Below are 19,613 nucleotides of genomic sequence, written 5' to 3'. Positions count from 1 at the left end.
CATGAGCGACCCACAGCCCTCCAGCCGGCGTGTGCCTCGCCGGACCCTGATCGCGCTGCTCGTGGTCCTGCTCATCGCCGCCCCGACCGCTGCCTACGGACTGTGGCAGCACAGCGCACAGCTCAGCACCCAGGCCTCCGCGGCGACCCTGGACGCGCCGACCAATCTGCGGTGCACCAATGTGACCGACCTTTCTGGCTTTGCCGCCCGCGTCAACTGGACGGCACCCGCCTCACGGCCGGCTGGGACCATCGATTACCGGGTGGTCGTCACCAGCGGTTCGCACTCTGACACGATCACGGTCCAGAACCGCACGGATCACACCTTCCGGATGGGCCTCCTCGAAGGTCTCGTCGGCGGAGTCTGGAGCCTGCTGTTCGGCGGCACACCCGTGAACGTCTCAGTGCAAGCAATCCACCGAGCCTCGGGCTGGACCTCGGTGGTCAGTAGCGAAACCGTTTCGATCCGCAGGTCCTACAACCTGACCGGAGGCGTTCGCTGTGCCTAAGCCGCTCCGCGTGGCCGGTACGGCACTCAGCGCCCTCGCGCTCACGCTCGCCATCGTCATCGCCCTGGCCACGATCGTCATCCCCAAGCTCATGGGCGCCACGCCCTACACCGTGCTGACCGGCAGCATGCGCCCCACCATGGAGCCCGGCGCCCTCGCCATCGTCCAACCCGTCGATGCAGCGGAGATCCAGGCGGGCGACGTCATCACCTATCAGATCGCCCCCAACGAGCCAGCCGTGGTGACCCACCGCGTCATCGGGGTCAACACCTCCACCACGGGCGAACGCACCTTCACCACCCAGGGCGACGCAAACAGCACCCCGGACTCGTCCCCGGTGCTGCCGGCGCAGATCCGGGGCAGCGTGGCGTACTCGGTGCCATGGATGGGGCACGTCAACTCCACGCTCAACGCCGGATCGCGCAGCTGGCTGCTCGTCGCGGCCGCGTGCGCGCTGATCGCCTACGGCCTCTGGCAGGTCGCTTCTGGCATCCGGGCCCGATCGCGCCGGAAGCGAGCGAAGCCCGGCACGCGGGCGGCACATCGATGGGCGCAGGCACAGTGAAGGGCCTCGCCTGTGCGCTCGGACTGCTGTTCGCGGTCTTCGCCTCCGGAGTAGCGGGATCACCGGCCGCCGCTACTGCACAGGCACCGCTGGAGTACTCCACTGATGGACGCTCCTGGTCCGCGACACCACCAGACCTGTTCGGTGACGACCTCCTCATCCCCGGCTCAGAGGTCACCAGCAGGTTCTGGGTCCGTCACCACGGCCACGGCACCGCACGCCTGGCTCTTCACCTCAATGAGGTCGGCGGGGCGGCGCGTGCCGCGCCGATCCACCAATGGCTTCGGTTCCGGTTCAACGGCCACGAGGTGGTTCCCGGCGCCGCAGCCCACGACACCATCGCCCATCCGGGTGAAGCGACCGCCGTGCAACTCGACATCGCACTGGCGTCCGCGGCCCCGCCCGACACCCGCCACGAGCAGGTCCAGATCCTCTCCGCGATCTCCTTCTCGGCGGTTCCCGACGGCGCCGAGCCGACGCCTGTCCCACCCGACGGCGCCGAGCCCACGCCGACCCCAACCCTCGGCACAGACCCGGAACCCGCACCTGGACCGGAGACCCTGCCTGCAGCGGGGGTTGCCGCGCCACCGCAAGACACAACGCCGCGCCCGGTCCCTCCGGCCCGCCACGGCGCGCTCAGTACCACCGGCGTGTCCGTCACAGTCCTGGCCGTCTGCGCCATCGCCCTCTTGGCCGCCGGTGCGTCCCTGCGGTGCCGCCTCACCTCACAAGCTCACCAGACGCCACGCTGAGCAACGAAGCCGAGCAGCCGGTAGCCGCGGCACAGGCCGCGGACGACCATCGGCCGATTCCCATTCCGGAACCCTTGCCAGGGGTACCCCCTGAACCCCTAGGCTTTCTCTCGTACGCTGCGGGGCCGGCGGACCAGTTGCCGACCGATACTCGGGAAGTAGCAACCATGGCCAAAAGGACCTATCACCAGCGCCAAAAGTATTGGCGCCGAGTGGAGTTCTCAACTCTCGCAATCCTCATTCTCACATTAGGCTTCCTGCTATACGTTTTGCTGACCTGAATGGGAAGAGGAGCCATCCCCCGTGACAGCCACCGAGGCTCCCAGGCCTAGCCGGCGCCGCGTGCGCCAACGAGTGCGCCGGCGCCGTTCACGCGGCCTCACTCCGCTGTTCGTGGTCGGGGAGCTCCTGGTCACAGCCGGTGTGGTCCTGGGGCTCTTCGTGGTGTGGAACCTCGTCTGGACGGACTACGAGGCCGGCCAGGAACAGCGTGCAGCGCTGGAGCGGCTCGAGGAGAGTTGGACGGTGCCGGATTCCAGCGCAGACGATGCCGATGCCGACGGTGACCAGCCCGTGTCTGCTGAGCCCGGCGAGGGTGATCCACCAGCAGTTTCCCGCGCAGACGACGGCGAACCCTTCGCCCGCCTGCACGTGCCGCGCTGGGGTGCGGACCACGCCCTACCCATCCGCGAGGGCTCCGCCATGAGCGTGATCAACACCGGTGCCGCCGGGCGGTACAGCGAGACCCAGATGCCGGGTGAGATGGGGAACTTCGCCATCGGCGCGCACCGCCAGTCCTACGGAGCTGCGTTCCGGCACATCGACGCCCTCGAGCTCGGTGACCGGCTCATCGTGCGCAGCGCGCAGGCCTGGTTCGTCTACGAGGTGACCGAGACTCGCATCGTGCAGCCACACCAGGTGGAAGTGCTCGCCCCGGTTCCGGGCCAGGTGGGCGCCGAAGCGAATGGCCGATATATCACACTCACCACCTGCCATCCGCTCTGGTCCACCGCCGAGCGCTACATCGTGCACGGAGAACTCGCCGAGTGGTACCCGTTTTCCGCGGATCTCCCGGAACATTTACTGGTGTCGGACGAATAGTGAAGTTTGTTGGCATGGCCTTCGGCCAAACCGTCTGTAGCATCGCGACAACAGGGGGAATACGGACGACAGATCTGGTGGCACATCAGTGACTGCTGAGAGGGATCGGACACCCGGCCACCCCGCGGGCGCCAGCGGGCCGAGGTCGGCCGCGACGCGTCAGGCCACCCCCCATGACGCGTCGGTTCTCGACGGCACCGACGTTCGACCGATCGCCTGGTTCTCCTGGTTCCGTTTCGGCGTCTTCGCCACGGACGTGGTGATGATCGCGACCGCCCTCATCGCAGCCCAGTACCTGCGCTTCGGCGAGGATTCCGTCTACGTCGCCACGAACTGGGCCCCCGTCCACTACGGGGTCACCGCGCTCGGCATCCAATTGGTCTGGGTCATCGCCCTCGCGGCCACGGACTCCCGCTCCAGCCGGGTCCTCGGCGTCGGCATCGAGGAGTACCGCAGGGTCCTGGTGTCCACCGTCGGTGCCTTCGGTGCCGTGGCGGTCATCTCCTACCTCCTCCAGCTCGAACTATCGCGCCTCTACTTCATCGCCGCACTCCCCATCGGCCTGGCCCTCCTGCTCGCCGGGCGTTTCGGGTGGCGCCTGGCACTCTCCGCACGCCGCGCGCGTGCCCGCGCCATGTTCGGAACAGTGATCGTCGGCGGCAGCTCAGAAGTGGAGACGACACGCGCCGAGCTCGCGCGCGCGCCCCACGCGGGTTACCTACCGGTCGGGGCCGTGGTGCTGGGCCACGACGAGAACCCCGAAGAAGGGCTCCCCCGGATCCCTCTCTCCGATCTGCCGGCACTCGCCACCGACCCCCGCGTGGGCGCAGTCATGGTCACCGGCTCCGTCCCCCGCGAGACCGTTCGCCAACTCGCGTGGCACCTGGAAACGGTGGCCGTGGAACTGATCGTGGTTCCGCGCCTGACCGATGTGGCCGGCCCGCGGATGCACGTGGCTCCGGTGGGCGGCCTGCCGATGGTGCACGTGGACCTACCCGAGTTCACGGGCTTCGCCCACGCGGTCAAGCGCCTGGTGGACATCCTCGGATCATTCGTCGCTCTCCTGATCCTGCTGCCGGCCTTCGCCGTGATCGCGCTGGCCATCAAGCTCGACGACGGCGGCGCGGTCTTCTTCCGCCAGCAGCGTGTGGGCCGGGACGGCCGCACCTTCACCATGCACAAATTCCGCTCGATGATCACGGACGCGGAGAAGCATCGCCGAGAGCTGGAGAAAGCGAACGAGGGGTCGGGGGCGCTCTTCAAGCTCAAGCGCGATCCGCGGGTCACCCGGGTCGGCGCAGTACTCCGCCGCTACTCCCTGGACGAGTTCCCGCAGTTCTGGGACGTGCTGCGCGGCGCCATGAGCCTGGTCGGGCCGCGGCCCCCACTGGCGCAGGAAGTCGCGAGTTACGAGGAGCACGTGCACCGCCGGCTTCTGACCAAACCGGGGATCACCGGCCCCTGGCAGATCTCGGGGCGGAGCGACCTCTCGTGGGAGGAAAGTGTCCGGCTCGACCTCAGCTATGTGGAGAACTGGTCGGTGGCAGGGGACATCGTCATCCTGTTCAAGACCGTTCGGGCCATCCTCAAACCGAACGGAGCATACTGATGGCGCCCACCCGGAAGACCGGATCAGCATCGCGGAAGGCCCTCCTCGTGGCCTCCACCGGAGGACACCTGGCGCAACTCGTCCGTCTCGCCCCCACACTCGACGTCAGTGACGACTCGCTCTGGCTGACCTTTCGCACACCCCAGAGCGAATCGCTGTTGCAGGGTCGCCGAGTCAGCTACATCCCCTACATCCGCCCGCGCGACTGGCGGGGCGTACTCAAGGCTTCCCGCACGATCGCCCAGCTCCTTCGCCGGGAGTCCTTCGACGCCGCGGTCAGTACGGGCGCGGCACCAGCCGTCGCCGCGCTCCCTCTGGCCCGGCTCCAGGGCATCGACACCACGTACATCGAGAGCGTGTCCCGCGTCGACGGGCCGTCCCTCACCGGACGCATCCTTGCCGCGACGCGCTCAGCCCGTCTGTACACCCAGCATCCCTCGTGGGCAGGAGCACGATGGCAGGCTCACCCGAGCGTCTTCCACACCGTCACACCGGTGTCACGACCGAGAGTGGAGAGGCCCTCGCTCTTCGTCACCCTCGGCACGATCGAGGGCTACGCCTTCGATGCGCTCATCGACGCGATCCGCTCCACGGGTCTTGCTGATGAGCGCACGGTGTGGCAATTAGGCTGCACCACGCCTGGCGGCGCACTGCCGGGGAGGCACTTCAGCCAGGTGTCCGCTTCCGATTTCGACCGATATGCCACCGAGGCCGACGTCGTCATCAGCCATGCTGGCGTCGGTAGCCTCCTGCGGCTTCTCGACCTGGGAGTGTCACCGATCCTCGCGATCCGCCGGAAGTCGCGCGACGAGCACGTCGACGATCATCAGGCGCAGATCGCCCAGCTGGCCTCGGATCACGGGATCGCCACCGCAGTGGAGGTCGATGAGCTGACCGACCAGACCATCCTGCGCGCCACCGGCCGAGCCATCGCGAGCTCCCCCACACCACCGATCGGATGAGCCCATGAGCCTAGCGATCTTCGTGCCCGGTGTCGGCCAGCACGAGAACATCGGAGACATCATCCTGAGGCGGCAGCTGTTGCGCCGGCTCCGCGATCACGGTCACCTGCACATCTACGTCGGCTCCAGTACCGATGACTACGACCAGGCTCTCGGCATCTCTGACACCGACCGCCTCTACCGTTCCTTCCGCCGGTGGTATGCCGCAGCACTGCGCCAGGCTGCGCTCGGGAAAGCCACGTACGTCTTCAAGCCAGGGGAGATCCAGCTCACGCTCCCAGGAATGAAGGAGCACCTGGCCATGCTGCCGGTCGTTGCTCTGGCGAGAATGCGGGGCAAGCCGGTCATCCGGGTGGGCACCGGCTCGCGAAACTTCGCCGCCGTCCCGCGGTTTCTGCTGCGCCCCTCCATCTCCTTGTCGACGATGACACGATGGCGGGACACCCGGACGGCCGCCTATCTCTCCGGCCGAACCATGCCCGATCTCGCCTTCGGCGAAGGAAGTCCCCGGCCGCAGGATGACCGGTCCGACCGGGCCACGGTCGTCGTTTCGATGCGGTCCGACCGGGCCACGACACCACAGCTCTGGGTCGATGCGGTGCGAGCACTGGCTGAACGCCATCATCTGCGGATCGTCGCCATCTCCCAGGTGATTCGCGACAACCCCAAGACTGCGGAGTTGGCACACCGCCTCGGGGCAGAAGCCCTCCTCTGGGATGGCGGCCGGCACGGCGATCGCGAAGCTCTCCTCCGTGCGGAGTACCAGCGCAGCGTGCTCACGGTCAGCGATCGTCTCCACGTCCTGATCGCGGCCTTCACCGAAGGGTCCGTGCCCGCGGCCCTGCTGACCGATGGATCGGACAAGATCGCACGGCATTTTGCCGCCGCAGGGATCTCCGGAATCGACCTCACGCTCACCAGCGAAGCATCCAGCGGCGACGTCACCGACTGGCTGGACGCCGTGACGCAGCGACGCGACGAGTTGCTGGACAAGCTCGACACCGCTCGCCACGAGATCGACCAGGTCTTCGACGAGGCGCACACGCAGTTCTCGGGCCGTCTCGAGGCCAAGCCTCTCACGGCCCTCCAAGTTGGCCGGCGGGGGGAGATCGCCGGCGGCATGACGCAGGTGATCAACACCTATCTCGACACGGATTTTCCGCACTTCCAGCCTCAGCTGCTGCGGTCACGCGGAGCCAGCAACCCGGTCTCGGCGCTGGCGATCTACCTCGGCGCGGTCATGCGCCTCATGATCGCCCGTCACGCTGATCGCACCGTCCTGGTCGTGCACCTGTCCCAGGGCGGGTCCTTCCTGCGCGAGGGAAGCCTGCTCCGGCTTGGTCGCGCCCGGGGTTACACCGTGGTCGCGCAGCTGCACGGAAGCTCCTTCGCCGCCTTCGCTGCCCGGCGAGCCGCACTGGTGGGCTCGGTGCTCCGCAAGGCCCACGGAGTGCACGTGCTCTCGGATGAGTCGGCCGCAGCTGCGCTCGAGCTGGCTCCCCACACATTGCTTGTCCAGATCCCCAATGCGGTCCCCGGGGCGCAGGTGCGCTCCAAGGAGCGCCTGGTCGTCTTCGGTGGCGCCGTGACGCGGCGCAAGGGGGCGGATCTGCTCATCGAAGCGTGGGAGGCCCTCTCGCCCCGGGGCTGGAGACTGGTGATCGCCGGCCCGGTCCAGGAGGCCGACCTCATCCCAGATCCCCTCCCGGCCGGTATCGAGGTTCCTGGCCCCGTGACGCACGGGGAGCTGATGGCACTCCTGGAGTCTGCTGCCATTGCGGTCCTGCCCTCCCGCGATGAAGCCATGCCCATGTTCCTCATCGAAGCCATGGCACGCGGGAACGCGATCATCAGCACCACAGTGGGAGGCATACCGTCTCTGGTGACCCCGGAGGCCGGCGTCCTCGTCCCACCGGGAGGCCGCGCAGAACTCCAGGCCGCCTTGGCTCACCTGCTCGCGGACCCTGCCGCCACCGCATCGCTCCAACGCGGGGCCCGAGAGGTCTTCGAGCAGAGCTTCTCCGCACGTGTTGTCACGCCACGAGTCGATGAGTTCTGGCTCGCGGCGCGCGAGCGCCGGCGGTCCGGCTAACGGTTGGCCAGCCGCCGGCCAAGCTCCATGGCGAGCGGTCGAGAGGCCTTCGCAGCTCCAGCGATGACAGCCCTCCGGAGATCTCGCCGGCGAGCCAGACGCACCACTCCCTTCCAGGTCAAGTCCTGGCGGATCGTCGCGATCATGGCGTCCCGTTCGGGGGCAGAGTACGACGCGTTGTGCACGTCCTTGAGCTGCGACAGCAGGATGAAACGGTGCTGGAAGTAGAGATGGCGAGCAGCGATCCCGGGATCATCGGGGAACCTTCGTGCGCAGTCGTCGATGACGCCAGCCACCATGCTCAGGGACGCGTACCTCGGACTGCCCGCGGTGATGATGGATCCGGGTCTCACGCGGTAGTCGTAGACGTGAGCATCCACCAGCCGCACCCGATGGGCCGCGCTGAGGGCTTCTCCGACCATCGCCAGATCGGAGTGGACCGGTGAGGGGGTGAAACTCACCCCCTCGATGAGGTCCTTGCGGAAGAGCTTGTTCCAGAGATGCCCCTTGAGGGCACCCGCCAGCAACATCCCGAAAGCGTCGCGGCCATCGGCCTCCCGCCGTGCAGGCGGCCTGATCCACCGAGGGCTCCGGTCGGCGTAGACATAGCGCGCTGAGGCCACCACCACGTCCGCGCCGTCACTGTGACTCAGGAAGTCACTCAGCGCGGTTGCCGGCCACTGGTCGTCCACGTCCACGAACCAGATCCATTGCCCTCTGGCTTCGCGGACCCCCACCTCGCGTGCACGCGCGACGCCGCCACCTGGTCGGACCGGAATCGCCCGCACCCGTGGGTCCTTGGCGGCCAGGAACAAGGCTTTGTCGTACGTCCCATCGGTGGAGCCGTCGTCGACGACGATGATCTCGATGTCGAGCAGCGTCTGGTGACAGGCCTGGTGGATCGCGTCCTCGACGAAGGTCTCCGCGTTCCGGCACGGCATCACGATGGAGACGAGGGGAGCATCAGTGGGCGACGGCACGGCGGACACGCTCCTTCAGCGTTTCGATGCCACGTCGGGCGGAGATGACCTGAGTTGCGGTCTCGTGAGCGGAACTGCTCGCCCGGCCGAGCACGTCCGGATCGATCGAGGCGGTCACGGTGGAGGAGACGACGAACTCCGCGAGGCCAGCGGAACGGATCGTCCGGACGGCCTTCGCACGGGGCGCATCAGCGACTGCCACGGGAGTAGCTCCTTCCGTCGCTCCGAGGACGAGGGCGTGCAGTCGCTCGCTGACGACGACCGCGGCCTGGGAGTACGCCTCACGGAGCCGGAACTCGTGGGCGGCGTGGTGCGGACTCTCCCAGAGCACTGTCTCTGCCGACCACTTGCGCGCCAGGACCTCCGCTGCAGCATTGTCGCGAACCGTCTGCGCGGCCACCACGATCTCCAGGTCAAGCTCTCGGGCGACGGCGGCGAACCGTTCGCACCAGTCGTCCGCGAAGCGAGCCCCGTTGTGCCGGGGAGCGACCACGATGGAGCGCTGGCCACCGGCCGCTGCACGGTCCAGCAGCGTCGCATCGTCCGCGCCTTCGGCGAAGCCCCAATCCGGCGCGACGCCGCCGGTCCTCATGGTCATCTGCGACTCGTGGTCGCGCCAGCTGACCACATCGCACAGGCGCAGCGTGCCGCGTATCGCGGGAACCCATCGTGTCGGCCGGCGGATTCCGAGACCGACGTGGAGAGCGCGCCCCCCGCGGAGCCTGTTCACGGCGAGGAGAGGCGCCACGCGCAGGTAGTGCATGGCATACGGGCGAGTCGTCTCGATCTCTCCCGCGTTGAAGGCGTAGACGGCGCCCTGGCGAGTGATGCTGCGGGAGATCGCCCGTCGCCACTGTGCGGAGTCGCGGAAGAGGACATCCGTGCTCTCGATTCCGAGTGCCGAGAGGTAGTCATCGGGGCGATTGCCCACGAAGACGTTCAGCGGGCCCAGCTCTCGGAGCGTGCGGAGGTAGGGCCTCCGCAGCACCGTGTCACCAAGGTTGTCGTACTGCCCCATCGCGGAGGCAAATACTTCTCTCATGCAAATTTTCACCCTTCTTGATCAGCGCTGTCGCACGCGCTTGATGACGTCGAACACATGCCGGATGTCAGTGCGCGTCGGTGGGAAGCAGAGGTAGGTGAGGGTCAACCACGCTGCAGCCAGGAGCACACCCACGGCGACCGCGCCGAACGGGTTGGCGATCAGCGCCACCGCCCCCAGTCCGAGCGCCGCAATCGGCAGAGTCACGGTTACGGTGCTGCGAAGCCCGTCCCGCACGAGGGGGGCAAAGTTCAATCCGGTGACACGCCCGCACCACCACAAGGCGGCGAACCAGTTGAGGGCGTAGGCGATGGAATGCCCGATCGCCACACCGAGTGGCCCCCAGGGCAACCCGGCAAGTAGGAAGAGCACGATCACCGGCTGTGTCGCCAGGTAGAAGCGGAACTGATGTCCCGACAGGCCTAGCCCCAGGTAGGCCCAGTACGCAACCTGGTTCAGCGCTCGGAAGATCCCGCCGAAGGCGAGCGCCTGGACGATGGGGGCGATGTCCACCCACTCGGTACCGAACACGATCAGGACGATCGGTTGCGCCAGGCCGATCACCAAGGCGTAGACGGTCCCCGCGATCAAGCTCCCCACCAGCTGACCGCGACGGAGGAAGGCCATGAACCTGCCTCGTTCGTCCTGCAACCGGGACAGTACCGGCAGTGCCACTCGGGTCATGGGGGCGAGGAGTTGCACGATCGGCGCCATGAGGAGCTGATAGGCCCGGCTGTACAGACCCAGTGGTCCTGCGCCCCACACCAGTCCGATCGCCACGTTGTCCACGTTCTTGGTGACGTACGCGACGGCTTGTGTCCCGAGCACCCCGCCTCCGAAGCGCATGAGTGAGCCGACATGGCCGGCACGAGACGGGAGTCCCGGCCACCACCGGGCGACCGCAACCACCAGCACCACGCCTGCCACGGCAGTGACGAGATGCTGGGCGACCAGTGCCCACACGCTTTCGGTGAGATAGGCGATCACACTGGCACAGATCAAGCCCGCCATGGCCGGTAGCGTGTCGACGACATTGAGCGCCAGGAACCGCATCCGCCGGTTGAGTTCCGCCCTGAACTGAGCACTGATCCCGTTCAGGACAAAGGTCAGGCTGAGCGCTCTGGCAAGGTCCGTGAGCTCTGGGTGACCGTAGAGCCGGGCGATAGCGGGGGCCGCCAAGAACACCACTACCGTCAAGAGACCGCCGATGCCGGCGTTGATCCAGAAGAGGTTCGACTTCTGTTCCGCATCGAGCCGGCGTGCCTGCACGGCAGCAGAGGTCAGGCCGAAGTCTCGAAGGATCTCGCCGATGCCGACCAATGACAGCACCATGGCGATGAGACCGAAGGCCTCGGGTGCGAGCAACCGCGCCAGCAGCACAATGCCGGCCAGTTGCGTCGCAATCCGGAGCAGCTGCCACAGCATCGTGGTGGAGGCACCACGAGACGCGCGCGAACCGAGGTCGGCTGTGCTCATCGTCTGGTCTCGACCAAGCGAGCAAGCACCTTCTCCAGGAGATCACTACTGGCTTCTGCGCTGAACCGTTCCAGCCACGGGTCTGCACGCCGGACGTCGACCTGCGCGGCGGCCAGTACCGCGTCAGCGAGGTCCGCGGGCCGCTCGGTGAGCGCTAGGTGCCCGGTCAGACCGGGTACGAGAGCGTCAGCCACGCCAAGAGCACCAGAGACCGCAACGGAGGGGATTCCCGCTGCCGCTGCTTCCACCAGCACGTTTCCGAAACCTTCGCGTATCGAGGGCAGCACCACGACCCGCGTGGCATCGTCCGGCTCCTGTTCGTACCACCGCTCGACCCATCCTCGCGGCTCGAAGTCGACTCCGATGGTGGCTGCTTGCGCCACCAGGGACTCGAGCAATGGGCCTCCGCCGTAGGAGACGACCCGCGCCGGAACTCCGCGCCTGGTCAGCTCAGCCGCCGTGGCAAGTGCGAGCGCCGGGCGCTTCTGCGTGACGAGCCGGCACGGCAGGATGATCTCGAGACGGTCCAGCCGGTGCCGCACAGCCTCAGGCTGGGATCCCTCACGCCGGTTGGCGTCGACCTTCGCGGTCGCGGGATTCGGCACCACGAAGACGCGCTTCCCGGAAACACCGAAGCCCGCTACGAGCTCCGCCGCGACCGGATGCGAGATGGCGACCACGGCATCGGCTCGGCGGTACAGGCGCTTCGCCGTCGCCACTTTCAACCGGTGGCTGGCGCTCGCCTGCGGCAGCCCCAAGGTCACCAGGTTTCGCTCGCTGACCACAATCGGGGGCCTCTGGCTTTTGCGCAGCAGCCTCGACGCCGCCAACAGGCTCAGGTTCGAGTGCATCTGGAGCGAGATCGCAACGTCCAGCCCGTCCGCCCGCAGCTCATCCCGCAGCGCCCGGACCTTACCTTGCTGGCCCGCGATCCCGGACAGACTCCGGACGTCAACCTGAGCGGGCAGGAACTCGGCGTCGACGGCGCGGCCGGTGAGCACGGCGCGCACCTCATGACCACGCGCGACAAGGCTCTCCATCCAGGTCCGTGCCACATACTCGGCTCCCCCGCCGTGGAGGGAAGCGACGACCACCAGGATTTTCATGCCTTCAACCTCTTCGGAGTGTGGGGCCGCTGTCGCCGGTCAGCCGACCGCTTGGGCGCGGCCGTCGCTGGCGGGGGCCGAACCGGTGATGGTCCGAGGCCCCGGCGGCAGGGTCATCGCCGTCGTCGGCCGGAAGATGGAGCGCCAGGAATACGACAAGGCCCAAGATCAGGTGCATGGAACGAACGGCGTCCAGGGCGTTGAAGCCCGCGAACGCAATCACCACCGACATCGCTGCTGCTGCCGCCGCCGTTCGCCGCGCTCGCAGGGCGATCACCAGCACTGCGGCGAGTATGCCGAGCAGAAGGATGAGTCCGGGTAGGCCCAGGCTGATGAGGATCTGGAGGTAGGAGTTCTCGATCACCACGCTTCCGAAGCGCGCCGCCGTCTGCCCCGAGGTTGCGGGGCCAGTGCCGAGGTAGTTCGAGGATGCCGCGGCCTGGAGGGCGACGTCCATCCCGGTTCGCCGGGCACCGGCAGAGAGCTCGGCCTCGACAGAGCCCGTTCGTGTTGCGAATGCTTCGAGCCGCGAGACCACCACCGCCGCCGCGAGGCCGATCACGGCCAGGAGAGCGAACTGCCCCGGCCTGCGCTCTCCGCGCCGCAGCCCGACGATCACCAGGCCCGCGATCAGCGCAGCGATCGTGGCCAGCATCGGCCCCCGGGACAAGGTCGCCACCACTCCTGCCGCGGAGAGCAGACCCCAGACGAGCGAGGCGCTCTCCCGGCGTTCCATCCAACTCAGCACGCCCAAGACCGTGGCCACCGACAGGAAGACGCCGGCGAACAGTGGGTGACTGAACGAGACTTCAGCGCGATACACGGACCAGTGCTGCGAGGTGGTCTCACCCACCAGCGCGTACAGCGTTCCGAAGAGAGGGCTGCCGCCAAGAACGAACTCGAGGACCGCGTACGAGCCGGCCAGGCCCCCGACGACGATCCATGTCCTCCGAAGCAGCGCGGCCTCCTGCGGTGCTGATCGGACAGTCAGACCAACAAAGACAGCCGCACAGAAGCTGACGATCCAACCCAGTCCGAAGAAGGTACTGGAGTGTGCCATCGCCGAGATCAGCGCCCAGAGGGAGAAGAGCGCTGCGCAGGCCGCCGCCGCAGCTCCCCAGCTCCCGCGCGGTCGGTCGGGCTCCCAGTCCGTCCTTCGCGTGGACAGGTGAGCATCCAGCCAGACACGGACTCGCCAGACGATCAGCAAGATCGTGCCCAGAGGTAGCGCCTCCATCATGGCCGTCCCGGGCAGGAGCTTGGTGGGCAAGAGCGCGTAGATGATCACGGCCGCGGCCGGCAGAACGTGTCGGGGAACCGCCATGGCCACGAGAAGGAGCACCGCTCCCAGCAGGGCTCCCAGAAGTGTGTGCGACTCACGGGCGAGCACGACGACCAGGAACGCGGTCAGCATCACTGAGAGCAGCGCCGCCACCGGGGTGTAGAGGCGAGTCGCCACCTGAGGTTGCGCCTTCATGGAGAGTCCACCCCCTGTTCCCGGCCGGCTCCTGGTGGAGCGATGAGCCGACTAGTCCCCGGATTCCTGTAGGCGCTTGCCCGGCCACGTTCCCCCGGAAAACCCACGACTGGATGCGTGCGCCCCCAGCGAGTCTGTGGAGTCGAGGTCGCGCGTTGCTGCGGATCGCGCTCCGCGGCCCAGCGCGCCGTTCTCCGAGTGCGAGACCGTAGAACGCACTGGCGCCATAGAGCCCTGGTCTTCCATCACCTGCGCGTCACCCACCGTCTCGTAGGTGTAGGTGTACCCGGAGTAGTACGTGCCGTCCTTGAGCGGAGAGGCCTTGTTGAGCACGGTTCCGAGCACTCTGGCATCCACCGTGTCGAGGTTGCGGATCGTCTGGGACAACTGCCCCTTGTGGATCCGGTCAGCTCCGACCACCACTAGTGCACCACTGGCAAACTTCGCCAGGAGAGCCGCATCCGCAACGGGCAGGAGCGGAGGGCTGTCGATCACCACCACGTCGTAACTGTCGGCGAGCTCCTCGAGCACCTTCCGCATCGCCGTGGATCCCAGGAGTTCGCTGGGGTTCGGAGGGAGCTGCCCCGAGGTGAGGACATCCAGCTGGCCATTGAGCCATGGTTGGATCACCTCATCGAGTTCGGCCTTCCCGATCAACGCTGTGGTGAGCCCGGCCCACCCCTCCAGCCCGGTGTAGTTGGCGACATCTGGCCGGCGAAGGTCGCAATCGACCAGAATCACCCGCTCGCCAGCATTGGCCAGCGCGATCGCCAGGTTCACCGAGGTCGTCGACTTTCCCTCACCCGGGACCGAGGAGGTCACCACGATCGACTTCGACTCGCCCAGGTCCACGAACTGCAAGTTCGTCCGGAGACGGCGCATGGCCTCGGATCGTTCACTGGTGGGTTCCCGCACCATGTAGAGCGGGCTATCAGGATCCTTGTCGTCGTATCGGAAGGTGCCCAAGACCGGAGCGCTCGACCACTCCGCCACGTCGCGCTCCGTGCGGACGCGTGTGTCGAGAACCGTGCGCAGTACGGCGACGGCCACCCCGACGGCGATCCCCACGATGAAGCCCATCGCGAGATTGAGCGGAATGTTGGGGAAGACCGGCGAGCGCGGAGACGCCGCGAGTTCGACCACCCGAGCAGCGACGAGGTCTTGCCCCGCCGGGTTGGGGCTCAGTTCCTCCACCACGACAACGAGCTGGTCGGCCACCGCATTCGCAAGCGCTGCCGAGGCCTGGGCGTCGCTGCCGGTGGCGCGGACCTCGAGAATGGTGGTGCCGTCGGCCGTGGTGACGTTGATGTGTGAGGCGGCCACGCTGGTGCCGAGGCGTTCGGCGACTGGTTCCAGCACGAGCGGAGCCGTGGCGATCTCTGCATAGGAGGCGAGCTGTCGCTCAGCGAAGCTGGAGCCCTGGGTCAGCTCGCCGACGTTCTCTCCGCCGACGGCAGCCACATAGACGCGTGCGCTGGCCTCGTACTGCGGCGGGAGGAGCAGTGAGACGGTCGCGGCTGTCAGCAGCCCGAGCACGACACAGAGGGCAATCGCGATCCACCGCTTACGCAGGATTGCCAGATACTCACGTAGCTCCACGTATTCTCCCCATAATCCACAACCCGCATACGAGAAACGGCGACGCTCCCGACAGTACGGGAGCGCCGCCGTCCGCGATACTGCACGTAGGGATCAGGCGGTTGTGGACTGGCGGTTGCGGGCATAGACCATCACGCCGGCGCCGGCCACGAGGAGCACACCGGCGCCGAGCACTATCGGAAGCACCTCAGAGCCTTGCGCCGGGATACCCGGCGGCGTGGTCCCAGGCGGAGGAGTCTCCCCCGGAGGGGTCTCCCCCGGAGGCGGAACGGCTGCCTCGCCGATGGTGACCACCGATGTGGCGAGGACGTTGCCGTTCTCGTCGGTGGCGGTGAGCAGGTAGGTGCCGTCCGCAGGGAAGGTCACCCAGAACTGAGCCATGCTGTTCGCGGCTGTGGTGGTGCCAGTGGAGACACCGGCCACATTGGCACCTTCGATCGAGACGAGGCCGTCTTCGTCGAACTCGTCCTCGACGGTCAGGGTGACGGTGGTGCCATCCAGCTCATCGGGGGTGTCCACGATGATCAGAACGGGCTCACCGGCGACGATGTCCGTCGGGATGAGGATGGTGCCGGCGCCGGCGTAGTCCGCCATGGCAGCGGACGGCGCCAGGGCGAGTGCTGCTGCCGCGGCGGCGGCGGCGAGTGCGCGTCGCTTCATAGTGGAATCCCCTAATGTCACTGGTGGGTGTCAATCTCTGACATTGACGACGCTAACAGCGGCCCATACGGGGTGGAAGGTCGAGATGAGAAAGTGCACCACCACCAGTTTTCCCGATGCCGGGGCGGTCATTCACAGGTGGAATGCACGACCGCGCGCTCGGTGTCGCGCGGCCCTGGGGTCACCCGTACCTGCGGCTCTCCCGGCAGGCTCGCGGGCACCTCGATGCGGTAACTGATCGAGGTCTCTTCGCCCGGAGCGAGCGTCAGAGGTGCGGCGGCCAGCCACAGGTCGCCATGGAGGTTGTAGCCAACCCCCGGTAGCGCCTCGGTCTCCACCTCGGTCAGCAGCGCACCGCTCGGCGCATAGACCACGATCTGGCTGCGTATGTGACCGACTGGCACCAGGTTTCCCCGGCCCACCAGGTAAGAGTCCAGTTCGGCGTAGTTCTCTGGAACGTCCGAACGCACGGAGACCTCCACACCCAGCACCCGCGAACCGTCCGCGCGGCATTCGAGTGCGTCCACCTCCACATCGAGGTGCTGGTAGTAACTGATCTTCGCGGCCGTCAGTTCGTTGACGTAGACCCCGATCACTGGGTGCTCGCCGTTCTCACCGCGCAGCTCCCCGGAGAGGATGGTGCCAGCGAGCAGCTCCTGCTCACCGGCGTGCTGCGACCAGATCATGAGCCGGCCCTGGCCTGCCATGCGATCGAGCACGTCCACCGCCGGAGCCGGGTCCATGTCACCGTCCAGCACGGCTTCCACGATGGCATCGGCCGCCAGGGCGAAGAATTCGTTCTGCAGATCCGGATCGCCGATCTCGAGGTACACCTGGTTGAGCAGGATCTGGGCAGTGTTCTCCTCGTCGAGGGTCTGCCCGGTGGGCAGCGTGACCGAGCCGGCCGGGCCGAGAAGTGCTTGGAGCGCCACCGGGTCAATGCCGAGCACGCCGTCGATGTCCACTTCGGCGGACTCTTCGCCTGCGTCGGCGGCGGCTACTGCGCGACGCTCCACGTTCTCCTCCGCCTCCCACATCGCGACCGCAAGCTCGGCAGCGCGCGGGAAGTCAGGCGTGCGGTTGACGTTCTGGATATAGCGGCCCAGGCGGTCGCTGTAGATGCCGATCTCCTCATCGGTGAGCTCTCCGACCGGGGGGTCGAGGTACGCGAACTGACTCGTGGGGTGGATACTCACCAGGTCGAGATCGCCGTCGTCGGCACGCAGCAGGATCACCTGACCGGCGATGCCACCAGTGGCGCGCGGCTCCGCGTTGTTCTGCACCAGCACCAGATAGTGGCGCGGGCCCTCCACTCCCATCATCGGTGGGATGAGCTGCACGGCCCGGGCAGCGGTGGTGGTGAGCTCGGCGATCTCCTCGACCTGCGCCTGCAAGCGGTTGGTCGCAGTCGCCACCTGATCCACCAACCCTTCGCGCTCCATGGCGGCGAGGTTCACGGCGGCTCTTTGGAGCTCGGCATCCGCAGCGACCACCTGCGGTGCGACTTCAGCGATGGGCGCGACGTCGATGCGCCCGTCTTGCGGGGCGAGGTTGGCGGGGTCCACTGCCCACACGGCGTCGACCAGATCGCCCAGTGCACGGTGGGCGAGATCATCGACCGTGGCGGTCAGGTTCTGCACGGCACGCACGTTCTCTCCCGCCCACGGGAGGTAGGCGGCCAGGCGCCAGTGGGGCCCGTTGAGGGAGTCGCGGGCGGTGCTGGTGCGCTGTTGGATGCTGGCGGCGAGACGATCGACATCCTCGCGGTCGTGTTCGAGCGCCTCGCGCTGCAGTTCGCTGACCTCGCGCTCGGCGGCCCCGAGCTCCCGGTACGCCGTGCGGGCATCCAGAGCCAGCAGTGCACCGATCGCGATGACGACCACGACCAGGAGACCCGCAGCGAGGCCGAGCATGGCGGCGATGCGCGGGCCCCGCCGACGTCGTACCCGCACACGCCGACGCACTCGCACGCGGTTCCCGGAGCCAGCGCCCGCCGCAGTGTGCGGGGCCGAGGGCTCGGGGTTACCGTTCCCCCCGTGTCGCCGTGCGTGGCGTGTCATGGCGGCGAGTGTACGGCTGGACCGGGCCACAGGTCGCGCGCACCGATACGGTGGTGCCCGCAGGGGAGAATCCGAGGAGCGCTGAGCATGTCCTTCCGATCAGGTGACCGGTTCACGCTGCTCACCGTGTGCACCGGCAACATCTGCCGCTCCCCCGCGGCCGAACGCCTCTTTGCCGCCGCCTTCACCATGGAGCAGATCACCGTGGCATCTGCTGGCACCCATGCCATGGTCGGCTCGCCTATCAGCCCTCCCATGGCCGCATTGCTCGATGATGTCGGCGCGCCCACCGGCGGATTCTCGGCGCGCTTGCTCACCGAGGACCAGATCGACGGAGCGGACGTGGTGCTCGCGATGACCCGGGAGCACCGCTCTTTCGTGGTCGGGATGGTGCCCGCTGCCGTCAAGCGCACCTTCACGCTGCGCGAGTTCGCGCGGCTCACCACGCGCGTGAGCAGCGCGGAGCTGGATGAGGCCGCCGGCCCGGACGCGGGCGCTGCGCGCCGCCTGGGCGCACTGGTTCCCCGCGCGGCCCGCCATCGTGCCCCGGTTCAACCGGAGCTGGACGATGTGGTCGATCCCTATCAGCGCGCAGAGCAAGTTTATGAGAAGTCCTTCGGTCAGATTCTCCCCGCCGTGCGCACGATCGCACGCGCGGCGCTACGGATGTGAGGAACCAGCTGGTGGCACGCTCCCGCGCGGTCGTTGTGCTCAGTGCGCTTGCACTGACTGACCTCGCGCTCGTTGGTTGCTATGGGGAGGAGTCGCTGGAGGAAGTGACCACCGCCCCGACGGCGGATGAGGCCACCGCCCCTCCGTTGGAGCCGATCGATGTCGCCGCCACTGACTCGGGCGACTTCGCAGCTGAACTGACCGATCTGACCAATGAGGCGCGCGAGAACGAAGGCTTGGAGCCCCTCGAGCTGGATGCCTGCGCCACGCGATACGCCTTGGAGCGGGCCGAGGCGCAGCGCGGCGCCGAGCGCCTCACCCACGCCCCCATGACCGAGGTCAACCAGGACTGCGAGGTGGCCGTGGGCGGGGCCGCCTCGGGCGAGAACCTCTCCGGCGACGCCTACACCGCGCACAGCATCGTCCAGGCCTGGCTGGCCTCAGCCAGTCACCGCGCCAACCTGCTGAACCCGGAGTTCACCCGGATCGGCGTCGGCTGCGTGACGGACGAGGCTTTCGGCCCAGCGGACAGCGACCATGGCCCTGTGCTGCTGTGCTCACAGGTGTATCTCGGCCCCCCTGCGCCGTAGCGGCACCGGTGCCCGGCCTGCCGCGTGGGCGGATGCCGGGGCTCCGGGTACGCGCCCCGCGAGCACAGCCAGCGCCGCTCAGTCGCGGCGTCGCCCTAGTCGCGACGACGTTGTGCTCGCCAAGTCAGCCAGGCCCCGATCGCCACGAGGACGAGAGTCGAGACAAGCAGGATCAGCACACTCGAACCTGTGCTGGGCAGGCGTGAGGTAGCAGAGTTCGGGGCGGCCGTGGCCGCTGAGGTCATCCAGGAGACGACCAGGGCTGCCGTAGCCGTGACCGCCGCCAGGGCTCGGATCATCCTCCCCCGCCGACCACCGCTACGTCCGCGCGCACTCCCACGGAGCCCCCACCTGCTCATCCA

18 protein-coding genes are annotated in these 19,613 nt (G+C 67.6%); 9 read left to right on the top strand and 9 right to left on the bottom strand.

The window, feature by feature from the left end; all coding sequences use genetic code 11:
- Position 1: 1 nt before the first annotated feature.
- The 7 genes from EDD31_RS08585 to EDD31_RS08555 all read left to right on the top strand — a co-directional run bounded on the left by EDD31_RS08585 (position 2) and on the right by EDD31_RS08555 (position 7,589).
- Positions 2–508, top strand: coding sequence for a fibronectin type III domain-containing protein (locus tag EDD31_RS08585; protein WP_148058911.1), 507 nt, complete (start codon positions 2–4; stop codon positions 506–508).
- Positions 501–1,073, top strand: coding sequence for a signal peptidase I (locus EDD31_RS08580; protein ID WP_123303783.1), 573 nt, complete (start codon positions 501–503; stop codon positions 1,071–1,073). The genes EDD31_RS08585 and EDD31_RS08580 overlap by 8 nt, the downstream gene beginning before the upstream one ends.
- The gene (locus EDD31_RS08575; RefSeq protein WP_123303782.1) at positions 1,055–1,825 is read left to right on the top strand and encodes a hypothetical protein; all 771 of its coding nucleotides are present in this window, start codon (positions 1,055–1,057) and stop codon (positions 1,823–1,825) included. Before EDD31_RS08580 ends, EDD31_RS08575 begins: the two co-directional genes overlap by 19 nt.
- A gap of 303 nt (positions 1,826–2,128) precedes the next feature.
- A complete protein-coding gene (locus EDD31_RS08570) occupies positions 2,129–2,926 on the top strand; it encodes a class E sortase (protein WP_123303781.1) in 798 nt (265 codons plus the stop codon).
- Positions 2,927–3,014: 88 nt separating this feature from the next.
- Entirely contained in the window at positions 3,015–4,535 is a 1,521-nt protein-coding gene (locus EDD31_RS08565; RefSeq protein WP_123303780.1) for a sugar transferase, read from the top strand.
- The gene (locus EDD31_RS08560; RefSeq protein ID WP_123303779.1) at positions 4,535–5,497 is read left to right on the top strand and encodes a glycosyltransferase; all 963 of its coding nucleotides are present in this window, start codon (positions 4,535–4,537) and stop codon (positions 5,495–5,497) included. The genes EDD31_RS08565 and EDD31_RS08560 overlap by 1 nt, the downstream gene beginning before the upstream one ends.
- 4 nt (positions 5,498–5,501) lie before the next feature.
- A complete protein-coding gene (locus EDD31_RS08555) occupies positions 5,502–7,589 on the top strand; it encodes a glycosyltransferase (protein WP_123303778.1) in 2,088 nt (695 codons plus the stop codon).
- Here EDD31_RS08555 and EDD31_RS08550 read toward each other — a convergent pair.
- The 8 genes from EDD31_RS08550 to EDD31_RS08515 form a co-directional block, all read right to left on the bottom strand.
- Positions 7,586–8,569, bottom strand: a complete 984-nt coding sequence (locus tag EDD31_RS08550; protein WP_148058910.1) for a glycosyltransferase family 2 protein — start codon at positions 8,567–8,569, stop codon at positions 7,586–7,588. The two genes, EDD31_RS08555 and EDD31_RS08550, sit on opposite strands and share 4 nt — an antisense overlap.
- Complete coding sequence (locus EDD31_RS08545) at positions 8,553–9,611, bottom strand: polysaccharide pyruvyl transferase family protein (RefSeq protein WP_123303776.1); 1,059 nt, start codon at positions 9,609–9,611, stop codon at positions 8,553–8,555. Before EDD31_RS08545 ends, EDD31_RS08550 begins: the two co-directional genes overlap by 17 nt.
- Before the next feature lie 21 nt (positions 9,612–9,632).
- A complete protein-coding gene (locus tag EDD31_RS08540) occupies positions 9,633–11,087 on the bottom strand; it encodes a lipopolysaccharide biosynthesis protein (RefSeq protein WP_123303775.1) in 1,455 nt (484 codons plus the stop codon).
- On the bottom strand, positions 11,084–12,193 hold the full coding sequence (locus tag EDD31_RS08535; protein WP_123303774.1) for a glycosyltransferase: 1,110 nt from the start codon (positions 12,191–12,193) through the stop codon (positions 11,084–11,086). The genes EDD31_RS08540 and EDD31_RS08535 overlap by 4 nt, the downstream gene beginning before the upstream one ends.
- A 4-nt stretch (positions 12,194–12,197) precedes the next feature.
- On the bottom strand, positions 12,198–13,670 hold the full coding sequence (locus EDD31_RS08530) for an O-antigen ligase family protein (RefSeq protein WP_123303773.1): 1,473 nt from the start codon (positions 13,668–13,670) through the stop codon (positions 12,198–12,200).
- 51 nt (positions 13,671–13,721) lie between these two features.
- Positions 13,722–15,269, bottom strand: coding sequence for a tyrosine-protein kinase domain-containing protein (locus EDD31_RS08525; RefSeq protein ID WP_123303772.1), 1,548 nt, complete (start codon positions 15,267–15,269; stop codon positions 13,722–13,724).
- A 93-nt stretch (positions 15,270–15,362) separates the two neighbouring features.
- Positions 15,363–15,929, bottom strand: a complete 567-nt coding sequence (locus EDD31_RS08520; RefSeq protein ID WP_123303771.1) for a hypothetical protein — start codon at positions 15,927–15,929, stop codon at positions 15,363–15,365.
- 128 nt (positions 15,930–16,057) lie between these two features.
- Positions 16,058–17,989, bottom strand: a complete 1,932-nt coding sequence (locus tag EDD31_RS08515; RefSeq protein ID WP_123303770.1) for a DUF4012 domain-containing protein — start codon at positions 17,987–17,989, stop codon at positions 16,058–16,060.
- An 87-nt stretch (positions 17,990–18,076) separates the two neighbouring features.
- Between EDD31_RS08515 and EDD31_RS08510 the strand changes: the two genes are divergently transcribed.
- Entirely contained in the window at positions 18,077–18,661 is a 585-nt protein-coding gene (locus EDD31_RS08510) for an arsenate reductase/protein-tyrosine-phosphatase family protein (protein ID WP_123303769.1), read from the top strand.
- Between the two features lie 11 nt (positions 18,662–18,672).
- Positions 18,673–19,251 carry a CAP domain-containing protein gene (locus EDD31_RS08505; protein WP_170163250.1) on the top strand — a complete coding sequence of 193 codons (579 nt, stop codon included), beginning with the start codon at positions 18,673–18,675 and terminating at the stop codon, positions 19,249–19,251.
- Between the two features lie 95 nt (positions 19,252–19,346).
- On the opposite strand, the gene EDD31_RS08500 is transcribed toward EDD31_RS08505, so the two are convergent.
- Entirely contained in the window at positions 19,347–19,550 is a 204-nt protein-coding gene (locus EDD31_RS08500; RefSeq protein WP_170163249.1) for an LPXTG cell wall anchor domain-containing protein, read from the bottom strand.
- Between the last annotated feature and the right edge of the window lie 63 nt (positions 19,551–19,613).

This window comes from Bogoriella caseilytica, from assembly GCF_003752405.1.
GTDB classification, from domain to species: Bacteria; Actinomycetota; Actinomycetes; order Actinomycetales; family Actinomycetaceae; genus Allobogoriella; species Allobogoriella caseilytica.
Note: the sequence above shows the minus strand (reverse complement) of the source record. Positions and strands in the feature narration are given on the sequence as shown.

Bases quoted from the DNA above. Each gene is read 5' to 3' on its own strand.
- EDD31_RS08520 (WP_123303771.1), bottom strand. From the start codon at position 15,929: ATGAAGCGACGCGCACTCGCCGCCGCCGCCGCGGCAGCAGCACTCGCC.
- EDD31_RS08535 (WP_123303774.1), bottom strand. From the start codon at position 12,193: ATGAAAATCCTGGTGGTCGTCGCTTCCCTCCACGGCGGGGGAGCCGAG.
- EDD31_RS08500 (WP_170163249.1), bottom strand. From the start codon at position 19,550: ATGATCCGAGCCCTGGCGGCGGTCACGGCTACGGCAGCCCTGGTCGTC.
- EDD31_RS08545 (WP_123303776.1), bottom strand. From the start codon at position 9,611: ATGAGAGAAGTATTTGCCTCCGCGATGGGGCAGTACGACAACCTTGGT.
- EDD31_RS08510 (WP_123303769.1), top strand. From the start codon at position 18,077: ATGTCCTTCCGATCAGGTGACCGGTTCACGCTGCTCACCGTGTGCACC.
- EDD31_RS08560 (WP_123303779.1), top strand. From the start codon at position 4,535: ATGGCGCCCACCCGGAAGACCGGATCAGCATCGCGGAAGGCCCTCCTC.
- EDD31_RS08575 (WP_123303782.1), top strand. From the start codon at position 1,055: ATGGGCGCAGGCACAGTGAAGGGCCTCGCCTGTGCGCTCGGACTGCTG.
- EDD31_RS08540 (WP_123303775.1), bottom strand. From the start codon at position 11,087: ATGAGCACAGCCGACCTCGGTTCGCGCGCGTCTCGTGGTGCCTCCACC.
- EDD31_RS08585 (WP_148058911.1), top strand. From the start codon at position 2: ATGAGCGACCCACAGCCCTCCAGCCGGCGTGTGCCTCGCCGGACCCTG.
- EDD31_RS08515 (WP_123303770.1), bottom strand. From the start codon at position 17,989: ATGACACGCCACGCACGGCGACACGGGGGGAACGGTAACCCCGAGCCC.
- EDD31_RS08555 (WP_123303778.1), top strand. From the start codon at position 5,502: ATGAGCCTAGCGATCTTCGTGCCCGGTGTCGGCCAGCACGAGAACATC.
- EDD31_RS08530 (WP_123303773.1), bottom strand. From the start codon at position 13,670: ATGAAGGCGCAACCTCAGGTGGCGACTCGCCTCTACACCCCGGTGGCG.